Below are 13,534 nucleotides of genomic sequence, written 5' to 3'. Positions count from 1 at the left end.
GGCCCGGAGGCGGCGGGTAGGGTCCCGATCATGCACATCCTCGACATCGAGGGGCTGACCAGACGCTTCCCGACCGTAACGGCGCTCGACGCGCTCACGGTCACCACCGGGCCCGGCGTGACGGGGCTCGTGGGGGCCAACGGGGCGGGCAAGTCGACGCTCATCAAGATCCTGCTCGGCCTGCTCCCGCCCACCTCGGGCAGCGCGCGGGTGCTCGGCCTGGACGTCACGACGAAGGGCGCGCAGATCCGCGGGCTCGTCGGCTACATGCCCGAGCACGAGTGCCTGCCACCCGACGTCTCCGCCACCGAGCTGGTCGTCCACCTCGCCCGCATGTCCGGGCTGCCGCGCACGGCCGCCCGCGAGCGGGCCGCCGACGTGCTGCGCCACGTCGGGCTCGCCGAGGAGCGCTACCGCGCCATCGGCGGCTACTCCACCGGCATGAAGCAGCGGGTGAAGCTCGCCCAAGCCCTGGTGCACGACCCCAAGCTGATCTTCCTGGACGAGCCGACCAACGGGCTCGACCCCCGCGGGCGCGACGAGATGCTGACCCTGATCCGGCGCATCGGCACCGAGTTCGGCATCAGCGTGCTCGTCACCTCCCATCTGCTCGGCGAGTTGGAACGCATCTGCGACCACGTGATCGTCATCGACGGCGGGCGGCTGCTGCGCTCCTCCGCGATCGCCGAGTTCACCCAGACCACCCAGAGCGTCACCGTCGAGGTGGACGAGGGCACCGGAGCGCTGGCAGAGCGGCTGGCGCAGCTCGGCCACGGCGTCACCCCGCACGGGCGGATGCTGCTGGTCCAGGTGAACGGTCCCGAGACGCTCGACGCCATCCGCGACGCCGCCGCCGACCTCGACCTCTGCCTCATCCGGCTGGAACGGGGCCGCCAGCGCATCGAGGACGTCTTCAGGGACGAGGCCGCCCATGTCTGAGATCTACGACATCGGCTACCGCCACTACGACGGGCCGCGCCTGGGCCGGGGCCACGCCACGCGCGCCCTCACGGTCCACACCCTGCGCGGCGTCTTCGGGCTCGGCCGCACCGCCCGCGGCAAGATCGTGCCGTTCGGCCTGGCCACCATCATGCTGCTGCCCGCGATCGTGTCGATCGCGATGATGGCCCTGCTGGGCCAGCGCGGCTTGACCTACAGCGCCTTCGCCGTGGTCATGCAGGCGGTGCTCGCCATCTTCCTGGCCGCGCAGGGGCCCACGGCCGTGGCGCCCGACCTGCGCTTCCGGGTGCTGCCGCTCTACCTGTCGCGGCCTGTCACGGTCACCGAGTACGTCACCGCCAAAATCGTGGCGATGACCGTGGCGCTGTTCGCGCTGGTCGCGGCGCCGCTGACTCTCATGTACGTGGGCGAGCTGCTCATCGACCTCGACGGGCCGCCGGCCACCGGCGAGTACCTGGGCGCCATGGCCACCGGGCTGCTGCTCGCGCTGCTGCTGTCGTCGTTCGGCCTGGCCGTCGCCTCGTTCACGCCCCGGCGCGGGCTCGGCGTGGCCTCGGTGATCACCGTCTACCTGCTGTCCTCCGCCTCGGTCCCGATCGTCTACGCCATGCTCGAGTCCGCCGGCAACGACGCCGCCGCCAGGTGGGCCTGGCTGCTCAACCCGTTCTGGCTGGTCGACGCGGTGCAGGTGTGGCTGTTCGGCACCGTGCCCAACGCCGACGGCGACGGCTACCCCGCCGGGCCGATCTCCGGCGTCCTCGTCGTCGTGCTCATCGCCGCAGCGCTGGCGGCCCTCGCCCTCCGCTACCGGAAGGCGGCCTCGCGGTGAACATCGTGCTCTCCCAGGCCTCCCGGTGGTACGGCAACGTCGTCGCGGTCAACGACGTCACCATGACCATCGGGCCCGGCGTCACCGGGCTGCTCGGCCCCAACGGGGCGGGCAAGTCGACGCTCCTGCACATGATGGCCGGGTTCCTCGCCCCGTCGGGCGGGACGGTCACCCTGGACGGCACCACCGTCTGGAAGAACCACCACATCTATCGAAATATCGGTCTCGTCCCTGAGCGGGAGGGTGTGTACGGCTTCCTCACCGGCTGGCAGTTCGTCCTGTCGGCGGCGAAGCTCCACGGCCTGCCCGACCCGGTCGAGGCCGCCCGCAAGGCGCTGGCCACGGTCGAGATGGAGGAGCCCAAGGACCGCCGCGTCGAGACCTACTCCAAGGGCATGCGCCAACGGGTCAAGGTCGCCGCCGCGCTCGTCCACGACCCGGCGGTGCTGCTGCTGGACGAGCCGTTCAACGGCATGGACCCGCGCCAGCGGATGCACCTCATGGACCTCATCCGCACGATGGGCGCCGGGGGCAAGACGATCCTGTTCAGCTCCCACATCCTCGAAGAGGTCGAACGGGTCGCCCAGCACATCGAGGTGCTCGTCGCCGGCCGGCACGCCGCGTCGGGCGACTTCCGGGAGATCCGCCGGCTGATGACCGACCGGCCCCACCTGTTCAGGATCCGCTCCAGCGACGACCGCAAGCTCGCCGCCACGCTGATGCTCGACAGCTCCGCGGGCGGCGTCACGCTCCGGCCCGAGGGACTGGAGGTGCAGGCCGTCGAGTTCCGCCGGTTCGCCCGACTGCTGCCCCAGGTCGCCCGCGCCGAGGGCATCCGCCTGCACGAGGTCTCCCCCGCCGACGAGGACCTGGAAAGCGTCTTCTCGTACCTGATCAACCGGAGCACCTGATGAACCGCCGACTCCCCCCGACCGAGCCGCCGAACGGAGTGAGGCCATGAACCCGCGAGGGAGCGCCGGCGTCTGGACTGAGGAGCGGCGGGAGCGCAGCGACCAGAGCGACGAGGGAAGACGCCGGGTCCCAGCGACCGAGCCGCCGAACGGAGTGAGGCCATGAACCCGCGAGGGAGCGCCGGCGTCTGGACTGAGGAGCGGCGGGAGCGCAGCGACCAGAGCGACGAGGGAAGACGCCGGGTCCCAGCGACCGAGCCGCCGAACGGAGTGAGGCCATGAACCCGCGAGGGAGCGCCGGCGTCTGGACTGAGGAGCGGCGGGAGCGCAGCGACCAGAGCGACGAGGGAAGACGCCGGGTCCCAGCGACCGAGCCGCCGAACGGAGTGAGGCCATGAACCCGCGAGGGAGCGCCGGCGTCTGGACTGAGGAGCGGCGGGAGCGCAGCGACCAGAGCGACGAGGGAAGACGCCGGGTCCCAGCGACCGAGCCGCCGAACGGAGTGAGGCCATGAACACAGTCGTCGCCGGCATCACCTACCGGGCGCTGCTCGGGCGGCGGCGGATCGTGCTGCTGCTCCTGCTGCCGCTCGGCCTACTCGGCCTGGCCGTGCTGCTGCGCCTGACCGGCAACGCCGACCAGCGCTACGCCACGATGCTGATGAACAACTTCGCCCTGGGCACCATGCTCCCGCTGCTCGGCCTCATCGTCGGCACCGGTGTGATCGCTCCGGAGATCGACGACGGCACCGTCATCCACCTGATGTCCAAGCCGATCTCCCGCCCGGTCATCGCGCAGACCAAGTTCGCGGTGGCGGCGTCGCTGCTGGTGCTGTTCGCCGCGGTGCCGACGTATCTCGCGGCCTGGCTGCTGGTGCGCAACGAGGACGGCATCGCCCTCGGGTTCGCCGTCGGCTCGCTGGTCGCGGGCATCGCCTACGCGGCGGTGTTCCTGCTGCTCGGGGTCGTCACCCGGCACGCGGTGACGATCGGCGTCGTCTACGCCCTGGTCTGGGAGAGCCTCGTCGGCAACCTGGTCCCGGGCGCCCAGAAATTCTCGATCCAGCAGTGGGGGCGGACGATCGCCGACCAGATCTCCACCTCACCCTACCTGGAGGCCCAGATCACGCTCGGCTTCGCCGCCCCGGCCCTGGTCATCGCGACCGTGGTCGCCGTCGTGTGGGCCGGCCTGCGGCTGCGCGTCTTCGCCCTCACCGGCGACGAATAGCCCGGACCACGCGAAACCGGGTACGCCACGCGCAGCGCGCATGCCGTACCCGGTGGCGGGCGTCAGACGCAGACGGCGCGCACCACGCCGGCGAGATGCTCGGCGACCTTGGTGGCCTGGTCCTCGGAGGAGGCCTCGACCATGACGCGGATCATCGGCTCCGTGCCGCTCGGCCGGATCAGCACCCGGCCCGTGTCGCCCAGCTCCGTCTCGGCCTCGGTGACCGCCGTCGCCAGCTCGGCCGACTTGGCCTTGCCCTTGTCGACGTCCGTGACGTTGATCAGCACCTGCGGCAGCGGCGTCATGATCGCGGCCAGCTCGCGCAGCGACTTGCCGGACGAGGCGACGACCGCGAGCAGGTGGAGCGAGGTCAGCAGCCCGTCGCCGGTGGTGGCGTGGTCGAGCATGATGACGTGGCCCGACTGCTCACCGCCCAGGTTGTAGCCGTCGGCCTTCATCCGCTCCAGCACGTAGCGGTCGCCCACGGCGGTCTCCACCACGTGGATGCCCGCCTCGCGCATGGCCAGCTTGAAGCCCAGGTTGGACATCACGGTCGCGACCACGGTGTCCTTGGCCAGCTCGCCCCCGGCGTGCATGGCGGCGGCCAGGATCGCCATGATCTGGTCGCCGTCGATCACCGCGCCGGTGTGGTCGACCGCCAGGCAGCGGTCGGCGTCGCCGTCGTAGGCGATGCCGGCGTCGGCACCGCGCGAGATCACGACCTGCTGCAGCTTGTCGAGGTGGGTGGAGCCATGACCGGCGTTGATGTTGAGCCCGTCGGGCCTTGCTCCGATCGCCTCGACCGTGGCCCCGGCCCGCAGCAGCGCCTCCGGCGCCACCATGTGCGCGGCCCCGTGGGCGCAGTCGACGACGACGTGAAGGCCGTCGAGCCCGCCGCGCGCCGTGGACAGCACGTGGGTGATGTAGCGATCAGCCTCACCGTACGCGTCGCGCACCCGCCCCACGGCCGAACCGACGGGGAAGCTCCAGTCCTCGCCCAGCCGCCGCTCGATCTCGTCCTCGACCGCGTCGGACAGCTTGAAGCCGCCGCGGGCCAGGAACTTGATCCCGTTGTCGGGCGCCGGGTTGTGCGAGGCCGACAGCATGACGCCGATATCGGCGCCGAGCGCGGCGGTGAGGTGGGCGACGGCCGGGGTGGGCAGCACGCCGAGGCGCAGCACATCCACTCCGGACGACGCGAGGCCGGCGACCACGGCGGCCTCGAGAAACTCTCCCGAGGCACGCGGGTCCCGGCCTACGACCGCTATCGGACGGCGTCCGGTAGCGGTGAACACGCCTGCATCGCCGAGGACGTGAGCCGCCGCGACCGCGAGGTCCATGGCGAGCTCAGCCGTGAGGTCGCGTCCCGCGACCCCACGTACCCCGTCGGTGCCGAAAAGACGCGCCAACTTAGCGCTTGCTGTACTGCGGAGCCTTACGGGCCTTCTTGAGGCCGTACTTCTTCCGCTCCGTGGCGCGCGCGTCACGGGTGAGGAATCCGGCCTTCTTCAGCGGCGGCCGGTTGACCTCGACGTCCAGGATCGCCAGCGCGCGGGACAGGCCCATGCGCAGCGCACCGGCCTGGCCGGTCACGCCGCCGCCGTCGATGCGCGCGATGACGTCGAACGCCTCCTCGGCGCCGAGCACCACGAAGGGCTCGTTGACGATCTGCTGGTGGACCTTGTTGGGGAAGTACACGTCCAGCGAACGACCGTTGATCGTCCACTTGCCGGTGCCGGGGACGATCCGCACGCGGGCGATCGCCTCCTTGCGGCGGCCGGTTCCGTACGAGTTGCCCGTGGTGACGGGCTTGCGCACAGGGGCGTCAGCGCTGGCAGCGGATTCGGTGGTGTACTCGGAAGGGAACTCCTCGCCGGAGAAGTCCTCCACCTCGGCCTCGACGGCCGTCTCGACACCGGTGGGCTCAGCCACGGTTCTCCTCTAAATCTTTCGAACTACTACTGGGCGATCTGGGTGATCTCGAACGGCACCGGCTGCTGGGCCAGGTGCGGGTGCTCGGCACCCGCGTAGACCTTCAGCTTCTTGGCCATCTTCCGGCCGAGGGAGTTCTTGGGCAGCATTCCCTTGACGGCCTTCTCGACGGCCTTCTCCGGCCGCTTCTCCATGAGCTCGCCGTAGCTCACGGAGCGCAGACCGCCCGGGTAGCCCGAGTGGCGGTAGGCCTTCTTCTGCTCAAGCTTGTTGCCACTGAGCGAGACCTTGCCCGCGTTGATCACGATGACGAAGTCACCGGTGTCGACGTGCGGGGCGAAGATCGGCTTGTGCTTGCCGCGGAGCAGGGTCGCGACGTGGCTGGCCAGCCGGCCCAGCACGACATCGGTCGCATCGATGACGTACCACTGACGCTGGACGTCGGCGGGCTTCGGTGAGTACGTGCGCACGGTCGTAGCCTTCTTTTGCTCGCGTCTTCGGCGCGCTGCCGGATGCGGCAGCGCTGGGGTCGGTCGGTGCGGGCACACGACGGCCCGGACCTTCCGTCTCCGCAAAGATGGGAGATGACGCCGGACGCGCCGCGCATTGGTCACGCTGGACCTATGCACACAACGAACGATGAGGTTACCCGCCCTCACGGGCGCAGGTCAAAACACCGGTAACCCTGAGCGAGTCTACCCGACCACAGAACGGTTCTATTTCGGTTCCCGGCAATCTCTTCTTCACCAGGACCCGACATCTCTATCGTTGACTGCGGTATGCGGCAGACCTCTCACACCCGGCACACCCAGCGGAGCGCCCGGCGCCGGAGCCATCTGGGTGTCGTGGTCTGCCTCATGGCGGCCCTGTTCTTCACGGGCGTGCTTCTCGGACGGCTGAGCGACGACGCCGCCCCGGCCGGCCACATCTACCTCAACGAGACCGCGCCGCCCGCCGCCGCCAAGGCCACCCCGTCACCCAGGAAGGCCCAGCCGCACGCGGGCCGGATCGAGCGCGAGGAGACGACGGAGGTACCCCGCGGTCAGTCGGCCAGAAGCCGGAGCCCCAGGCCGTCGGCCTCGCCGACCGACGAGGTGCGCGGCTTCATCGTCGACGACAACGCCCGGGTGCTCGGCGGCGAGGAGATCCAGCCGGCGCCCGGCATGGCGTCCAAGGTCGTCACGCTCACCAACTCCGCCCGCGCCAGGCAGGGCTGCGGCCCGCTGCGCGTGGACGCCCGGCTGACCCGGTCCGCCCGCGCCCACTCGCTGGAGATGGCCAGGAGCGGCCGTTTCGCGCACGACTCCCCCGACGGCTCGTCGCCGTGGGAGCGGATGGAGCGGGCCGGATACCAGGCGGGCGCCGCCGAGAACATCGGCCGCGGCTACACCAGCCCCGAGGAGGCGGTCAGGGGGTGGCTGGCCAACCCCGCCCATCGCCAGAACATCCTCAACTGCCGGATCCGGGCCATCGGTGTGGGCGTGGCCGACGGTCCGGGAGGGCCGTGGTGGACTCAGGACTTCGGCTACTCCTGAGGCGTCGCGGTAATGTCACCGCATGGCTTTCCCCGATGACCGCGAAGACAGCACGGAGAGCGCCCCGCGCCGCTTCCTGAGGAAGAAGCGTGCCGACGACGCCGAGAGCGCCTCTCCCCGCCGTTCGCGCAAGGGTCGCAAGGAGGCCGCCGACACGGGCGACACGTTCGGCATGACCGACCCCTTCGGCGCCGCCCCGGACCCGTTCGGCGCGGACCCGTCCGGCCCCTTCGGCGGGGGGCCCTCGGGTTCCTTCGGAGGTGGCCCGGCGGGGCCCGGCGGGTCTGGCTTCTTCGGCTCCGACGCCGCCCACGACCCCTTCGACACCGCCGCCTCCGGCCCGGGCGGCCCGGGCTCCGGTCGCGGCGGGCCCGGCGGACCCGGGCGCGGCGCACCCGGCCCGGGCGGGCCCGGACCCGGTGGAGCAGGCCCCGGCGGCCCCGGCGGGCCCGGGCCCTCGCGCCGCGAGCCGTTCGCGCCGGGCGGCCCCCAGCGCGACCCGTTCGACGTCGGAGCCCCTGGCTCGGGCCCCGCCCTCCGTGGCCTGTTCGACGCGGGAAGCCCCGGCGCGGGCCCCGCCCAGCACGACCCCTTCGACGCATCCGCCCAGGGACCGTCCGGTGCCGGGCCGTCGGGCCCCGGGGCGCGCGGCCCGTTCGGCGCGGGACCGTCCGCGCCCGGCCCCGGCGGCCCAGGCGCCCGCGGCTCCGACCCCGCCGGCCCAGGCGCCCGTGGCTCCGACCCCGCCGGCCCAGGCGTGCGCGGTTCCGACGGTCCCGGCACGCGCGGACGCGACCCGTTCGAATCCGGCGCCTCCGGAGCGGGCCCCACCGATCCCGGCACCCGTGGACGCGACCCCTTCGACGCCGCGACCTCCGGATCGCCCCCGTCCCGCCGGGGCTCACGCAGGCGCGCCCCCTTCGGCGGCGACTCGGACGAGCTCGCAATCCCCGGCGCCGAGGGCGGACATCACTCCGGCGCGGCGGACGGCAAGGAGGCCACCGACGACACCAAGACCGCGCAGCGCCGCGACACGTGGAGCCCCTACGCCGAGGGACCGCGTTCCCGCGGGCCGCTCTATGCGGTCCTCGGCGGCGTCGCGGTGCTCGGCCTGCTGGTGGCGGCCCTCGTCGTGATGTTCAAGTCCGGCGACGACGCCACCACCGCCGCGCAGACGACCCGCCGCACCTCCGCCCCGCTGCCGTCGGGCCCGGCCGGCAAGTACGCCTACGCCGGCAGCCGCAAGACGGACCCCGAGCCGCTCACGGTCAAGGAGCTCTTCCCGGGCAAGAAGGTCACCGTCTCCGGGCGCTCGTACCAGCTGACGATCACCAGCAAGCTCAAGAAGTGCGCCGACGGCGCCATGGGCGCCAAGATGCAGAAGGCGCTCAAGGACGGCAAGTGCACCCAGCTCATCCGCGCCAGCTTCCGTGACAAGGCCGGCAAGGTGATCGGCACGGTCGGCGTGGCCAACCTCAGCACCAGCAAGGCCGCCACCAAGGTCACCTCCGTCGGCAGCGACGCCAACTACGTCAAGCCGCTGCCGGGCAAGGACGAGGTCACCAAGCTCGTCGGCTCGGGCAGCGGCGGCGCCAACGTCTGGATGCACGGCCACTACGCGGTCATGATCTGGTTCCAGAACAAGGACGGCAGCAAGCCCGACAAGAAGTCCCAGAAGGCGATCATGCGCGCGGTCGACGACATCACCAAGGCGACCGTCTTCAAGGCCCTCGACGCCCGTTCCCTGACAGGTCACCCGGGGAGCTGAATCCGCCCTTCCAGCGAGAAAAAGGTACGAACCACACGTTCCATCCGACCGGGAACGCCCATACCGCCGTGGCGATCTTGCGTCTCTCGCTAGGCTCCCCCTATGCGTGGCCAGGAACCCGGGTCTGAGCACGATCGTGGGCAAGCCGACGGCTCGGCAGCGGCGACGCCACCGCCGAGCTTCGGCCGGCCCGCCGACCACCGCGCTCCGGCCCCGCAGGGGGCCCCATCGGAGGCGACGTCCCCCGACCACCCGCCGCGTCCACAACCGGACGCGACGGCCTCCGGCATGCCGTCCCCGCCCACGGACGCGACGGCCTCCGGCATGCCGTCCCCGCCCACGGACGCGACGGCCTCCGGCATGCCGTCCCCGCCCACGGACACGACCTCACCGCACGTGCCGTTCCCGGCGGCGGACACGACCTCACCGCACGTGCCGTTCCCGGCGGCGGACACGACCTCACCGCACGTGCCGTTCCCGGCGGCGGACACGACCTCACCGCACGCGCCCTTCCCGACTGCGGACACGACCTCACCGCACGCGCCCTTCCCGGCCGCGGACGCGACGCCCGGCCATGCGGGGCTCTCGCCGTCCCCCACGCCGGCGGCTCCCGCCACGCCGCCCCCTGGCTCCACTCCCCCCGGTCTCACGGCGCACGGCCCCACGACGCCCGACGCTCCCGGAGCCCACGGCCCGGCGCAGGGTCCCGTAGCCGGTCCTGCGGCCGGGCCGGGCGGGGCTCAGCCGCCGACGGGCACGGGAGCCACCCGGCCGACGCCCCCTTCCGCCGCCCAGGGCCGGCCGCCGCAGCCCTCGCCGAGCGGCCTCCCCGCGCCGGCCCCCCACCAGGCGTACGAGGGCGGCCGGGCACCGGGGCCCCTCGCCGCGCCGACCGGTCTCCCCTCGCACGACCACGCCGCCACCCCCTCCGGTACGGCGGGGGACGCCGCCCACCCATGGGAGGTGCCGGCGGCCGACGCCGCACCCTACGACTGGTACGCGGACGAGACGCCCGCCGAGCAGCCGTCCACCTGGGCAGGCGGGCCTGTCCCGGGCACTCCGCGCTGGGAGCCGCCGCCCGCCTTCACCGCCGCCGCGGCCGGCATGCAGGTATGGCCCGCCCCGGTCTCGGACACGCCCGCCATGCCCCCGTGGCCTGCCGCGACCGGCGAGCCCGTGCCAGGTCTGGACGGCGACGAGTCATCGCCCGCCGAGCACCGCCCGGCCCCGGCGACCCCGCACACCCCCACCTCGGACCCGCACACCCCCGCCGCGGACCCGCCCACCCCCAGCGCCACCGCGGAAGCCCCGCAGCCCTCCACGGACCCGAACGCGACCGCCCCCCACGGTCTGGACCTCAACGCGACGGCCCCGCACCCCGCCCCGCACCCCATCGAGGGCCCCCACGCACCCGACGTTCCGGCCCGGCCGAGCGCGCCCTCCCCGCAGGACGAGACCCGGCCGGTCCAGCACCCGACCCCGCCGGGCGCCCCCGCCCCTGGCGCGCGTCCCGCCGAACCCGGCGACATCCCGGTCTGGCCGGCCACTCCCCACACCGCCACCCCGCAGCCTCCCGCCCCCGACGCCTCCCCCGCGCCGCGGCCCGGAGACACACCGCCCCCCACCGCCGGGCCACCCGCCGCACCAGCCGGCCACCAAGCCACCGCGCCACCCCCCGGCGGCCGGCCTGCCGGCCAGCAGGCATCCCCGCCCGGCACCCGGCAGACCGCCCCGGCGGCGGGCTGGCCGCCCCCGCCCCAGACCGAGGAACAGCGACAGGAGGAGCAGCTCCCCGAACTGCCCTTCACCCGCGACATCTGGGGCAAACCCGCCGCACCCGCTCCCCGGCCGCTCCAGCAGCCGCCCACGACGTTCCCGCTGCCCAAGCCCCCGCAGAGCGGCCCCGGCCTGCCGGACGGCCCGTTCAAGCAGCCGCCCGGCCCCACCGAGCCGCCCGCCGAACAACCCGGCAAGAGCAAGCGGGCCCTGCTCGCGACCGTGGGCGTCCTGGTGCTGGCGGGCGTCGCCACCGGCGGCTTCTTCGCCTACCGCTCACTGAGCGCGCCCCCGCCGCGCGCCACGACGGCCGCCACCGCGACGACCCCGCCACCCGCGTCCCCGACCGTCACCGAGTCGGCCCCGTCCGCCTCACCCACGGTCCCTGCCGCGGCCGTACTCGACTCCGACGAGACCGACCCGAAGAAGATGTCGATGTCGGAGGCGTTCCGGCGCAAGAAGGTGGAGGCGGCGGGCGCCGATTTCACCCGGGTCAAGACGCACAACGAGGCGACCTGCAGGGAGGCCGCCTCCGGGCCGTTCGCGGAGGCGCTGCGCGAGGAGAAGTGCAGCCGGGTGCTGCGCGCGACCTACGTCGACGCCAAGCGGCGCTACGCCGTGACGAGCGGCATCGCCGTCTTCCCCAGCAAGGAGGCGGCGCTGCGCGCCGACAAGGCCAAGAACCTGGGCCGCAACGTCTGGTTCCGCCCGCTCCCCGGACCTGCGGGGAGCGGCGCCGAGCGCGTGCACATCGCCGGCGGCTACGCGGCCGGCGTGGTCTGGGGCCGCTACATCGTCTTCAGCTACGCGACCTACGCCGACGGCCACACGCCGGGAGCCAAGGACAAGACGCTGGGAAAGGTGAGCGACGCCTTCCGCGACGAGATGTCACTCGTCCTCGAACGGCGCATCGCCGCCGGCTGACGCGGTGCGTACCCGCCGCGTCGCGGCGGCGCGTGCCGCCAGCTCCGCCTCCGGCGGGTAGCCGACCTCCTCCAGGCACAGCCCGTGCGCGGGCGCCACGTGCACACCCGAGTCGCGTACGGCCCGGCCCAGCACCTGGGCCGGCCACTCCACGGGCCGCCGCCCGTCACCGACGGCCAGCAACGCCCCGACCAGCGCCCGCACCATCGAGTGGCAGAACGCGTCCGCCACCACCGTGGCCACGAGCGGACCGCCGTCGTCGCGCACCCACCGGAGCCGCTGCAGCTCCCTGATCGTCGTCGCGCCGTCGCGCTTCTTGCAGAACGCCGCGAAGTCGTGCTCGCCGAGCAACCGCGCGGCCGCCGCGTTCATCGCGTCCGGTTCCAGCGGCCGGTTGTGCCAGACGACCTCGCGGCGGCGCAGCGGGTCGCCCCCTCCCGGCGCGTCACTCACCCGGTACGCGTAACGGCGGAACAGAGCGGAGAATCGGGCGTCAAAGCCGTCAGGAGCCACGCAGACCCGATGAACCCGCACATCCGGCTCCAGGACCCCGCCCAGCCGCCGCACGAGCGTGGCGAGCCTCTCGTCCACGTCCGGGGGCAACCCCTCCGCGGGCACTCCCTCCGGCGCCCCGTCCAGCCCGCCACCCGGCCGATCGCCCGCGGCGCCGCCCACCCCGGCCCCCGGCTGTGCCGGACGGGTGGTGCGGCGGTTGCGGTCGAGCTCGGCGAGGGCCGCCACCGGCAGGTCCACGTGGGCCACCTGCCCCCGGGCGTGCACCCCGGCGTCGGTGCGCCCGGCCACGGTCAACGCGGGCGGCTCGGCCAGGCGCAGGATCCGGCCGAGCGCCTGCTCGATCTCCCCCTGAACGGTGCGCCGCCCGGGCTGCCGGGCCCAGCCGGAGAAGTCGGTGCCGTCGTACCCGAGGTCGAGGCGGAGCCGTACCACGAACTTCCTCCACACATTGCGCGACACCGGCCCCGCCACGCGACGGGGCCGGAAACGAGAAACGGGCCCGGAACCCCGTGCGGGGAACCGGACCCGGAACAGACTGCCCGAAAGATCAGGCCTCGTCCTTCTTCGCCTCGTCCTTGGCCTCGTCAGCAGACTCGGCGGCGGGAGCCTCGGCGGACTCGTCGGCCTTGGCGGCCGGAGCCTCCTCCGCGGCGGGAGCCTCGCTCTCCTCGGCCTTGGCCGGGGCAGCCGCGGTGGCCGGCGCGTCGGTGCGCGAGACGCGGACCGTGTTCAGCGGCTCGGTCACCAGCTCGATGACCGCCATCGGAGCGTTGTCGCCCTTACGCGCCCCGATCTTGGTGATGCGGGTGTAGCCGCCGGGACGCTCGGCGAACGTCGTCGCGATCTCGGTGAAGAGGTGGTGAACGACGCCCTTGTCCTTGACGACGGTGAGCACCTGGCGACGGTTGTGGATGTCGCCCTTCTTCGCCTTGGTGATCAGGCGCTCCGCCAGCGGGCGGAGGCGCTTGGCCTTGGCAACCGTGGTGCGGATCTTGCCGTGGCGGAACAGGTCCGTGGCGAGGTTCGCCAGGATCAGCCGCTCGTGAGCCGGGCTGCCGCCAAGACGTGCGCCCTTGGTGGGCTTGGGCATGGGAGTTCTCCTTGGATGTCAACCCGCCCCGGCCGTACCAGGTACCGGAGTCGGGCCGGACCGCCG

12 protein-coding genes are annotated in these 13,534 nt (G+C 73.1%); 7 read left to right on the top strand and 5 right to left on the bottom strand.

Going from position 1 to position 13,534, the window contains the following annotated elements; genetic code table 11:
• Positions 1–30: 30 nt before the first annotated feature.
• The 4 genes from FHU36_RS34305 (at position 31) to FHU36_RS34290 (ending at position 3,927) form a co-directional block, all read left to right on the top strand.
• Complete coding sequence (locus FHU36_RS34305; RefSeq protein ID WP_185088211.1) at positions 31–939, top strand: ABC transporter ATP-binding protein; 909 nt, start codon at positions 31–33, stop codon at positions 937–939.
• A complete protein-coding gene (locus tag FHU36_RS34300; RefSeq protein ID WP_185088210.1) occupies positions 932–1,789 on the top strand; it encodes an ABC transporter permease in 858 nt (285 codons plus the stop codon). The genes FHU36_RS34305 and FHU36_RS34300 overlap by 8 nt, the downstream gene beginning before the upstream one ends.
• Positions 1,786–2,700, top strand: coding sequence for an ABC transporter ATP-binding protein (locus tag FHU36_RS34295; protein WP_185088209.1), 915 nt, complete (start codon positions 1,786–1,788; stop codon positions 2,698–2,700). The genes FHU36_RS34300 and FHU36_RS34295 overlap by 4 nt, the downstream gene beginning before the upstream one ends.
• Positions 2,701–3,210: 510 nt before the next feature.
• A complete protein-coding gene (locus FHU36_RS34290; protein ID WP_185088208.1) occupies positions 3,211–3,927 on the top strand; it encodes an ABC transporter permease in 717 nt (238 codons plus the stop codon).
• 62 nt (positions 3,928–3,989) lie between these two features.
• On the opposite strand, the gene glmM is transcribed toward FHU36_RS34290, so the two are convergent.
• From glmM to rplM, 3 genes are read right to left on the bottom strand one after another with little or no spacing between them, the layout of a single operon-like run.
• Positions 3,990–5,336 carry a phosphoglucosamine mutase gene (glmM, locus tag FHU36_RS34285; protein ID WP_185088207.1) on the bottom strand — a complete coding sequence of 449 codons (1,347 nt, stop codon included), beginning with the start codon at positions 5,334–5,336 and terminating at the stop codon, positions 3,990–3,992.
• Position 5,337: 1 nt separating this feature from the next.
• On the bottom strand, positions 5,338–5,859 hold the full coding sequence (rpsI, locus tag FHU36_RS34280) for a 30S ribosomal protein S9 (RefSeq protein WP_185088206.1): 522 nt from the start codon (positions 5,857–5,859) through the stop codon (positions 5,338–5,340).
• 26 nt (positions 5,860–5,885) lie between these two features.
• A complete protein-coding gene (gene rplM / locus FHU36_RS34275) occupies positions 5,886–6,329 on the bottom strand; it encodes a 50S ribosomal protein L13 (RefSeq protein WP_185088205.1) in 444 nt (147 codons plus the stop codon).
• A gap of 309 nt (positions 6,330–6,638) precedes the next feature.
• Between rplM and FHU36_RS34270 the strand changes: the two genes are divergently transcribed.
• The 3 genes from FHU36_RS34270 (at position 6,639) to FHU36_RS34260 (ending at position 11,862) form a co-directional block, all read left to right on the top strand.
• Positions 6,639–7,394, top strand: a complete 756-nt coding sequence (locus tag FHU36_RS34270; protein ID WP_185088204.1) for a CAP domain-containing protein — start codon at positions 6,639–6,641, stop codon at positions 7,392–7,394.
• Positions 7,395–7,416: 22 nt separating this feature from the next.
• Positions 7,417–9,162, top strand: coding sequence for a hypothetical protein (locus tag FHU36_RS34265; protein WP_185088203.1), 1,746 nt, complete (start codon positions 7,417–7,419; stop codon positions 9,160–9,162).
• A gap of 288 nt (positions 9,163–9,450) precedes the next feature.
• Complete coding sequence (locus tag FHU36_RS34260) at positions 9,451–11,862, top strand: hypothetical protein (protein ID WP_185088202.1); 2,412 nt, start codon at positions 9,451–9,453, stop codon at positions 11,860–11,862.
• Here FHU36_RS34260 and truA read toward each other — a convergent pair.
• Together truA and rplQ are read right to left on the bottom strand one after the other, a co-directional pair.
• Entirely contained in the window at positions 11,827–12,810 is a 984-nt protein-coding gene (gene truA / locus FHU36_RS34255; protein ID WP_185088201.1) for a tRNA pseudouridine(38-40) synthase TruA, read from the bottom strand. The two genes, FHU36_RS34260 and truA, sit on opposite strands and share 36 nt — an antisense overlap.
• Positions 12,811–12,925: 115 nt before the next feature.
• Positions 12,926–13,468 (bottom strand): 50S ribosomal protein L17, encoded by a 543-nt coding sequence (rplQ, locus tag FHU36_RS34250; RefSeq protein ID WP_185088200.1) that lies wholly within the window; start codon positions 13,466–13,468, stop codon positions 12,926–12,928.
• Positions 13,469–13,534: the final 66 nt, after the last annotated feature.

Origin of the sequence: Nonomuraea muscovyensis, from assembly GCF_014207745.1 — a bacterium.
Classification (GTDB): Bacteria; Actinomycetota; Actinomycetes; order Streptosporangiales; family Streptosporangiaceae; genus Nonomuraea; species Nonomuraea muscovyensis.
This window is presented reverse-complemented; position numbering and strand designations above follow the sequence as displayed.

What these genes read in the sequence shown, in the direction of transcription:
- FHU36_RS34305 (WP_185088211.1), top strand. Translation starts at nt 31, where the DNA reads ATGCACATCCTCGACATCGAGGGGCTGACCAGACGCTTCCCGACCGTA.
- FHU36_RS34300 (WP_185088210.1), top strand. Translation starts at nt 932, where the DNA reads ATGTCTGAGATCTACGACATCGGCTACCGCCACTACGACGGGCCGCGC.
- FHU36_RS34290 (WP_185088208.1), top strand. Translation starts at nt 3,211, where the DNA reads ATGAACACAGTCGTCGCCGGCATCACCTACCGGGCGCTGCTCGGGCGG.
- FHU36_RS34270 (WP_185088204.1), top strand. Translation starts at nt 6,639, where the DNA reads ATGCGGCAGACCTCTCACACCCGGCACACCCAGCGGAGCGCCCGGCGC.
- FHU36_RS34265 (WP_185088203.1), top strand. Translation starts at nt 7,417, where the DNA reads ATGGCTTTCCCCGATGACCGCGAAGACAGCACGGAGAGCGCCCCGCGC.
- FHU36_RS34260 (WP_185088202.1), top strand. Translation starts at nt 9,451, where the DNA reads ATGCCGTCCCCGCCCACGGACGCGACGGCCTCCGGCATGCCGTCCCCG.
- rplQ (WP_185088200.1), bottom strand. Translation starts at nt 13,468, where the DNA reads ATGCCCAAGCCCACCAAGGGCGCACGTCTTGGCGGCAGCCCGGCTCAC.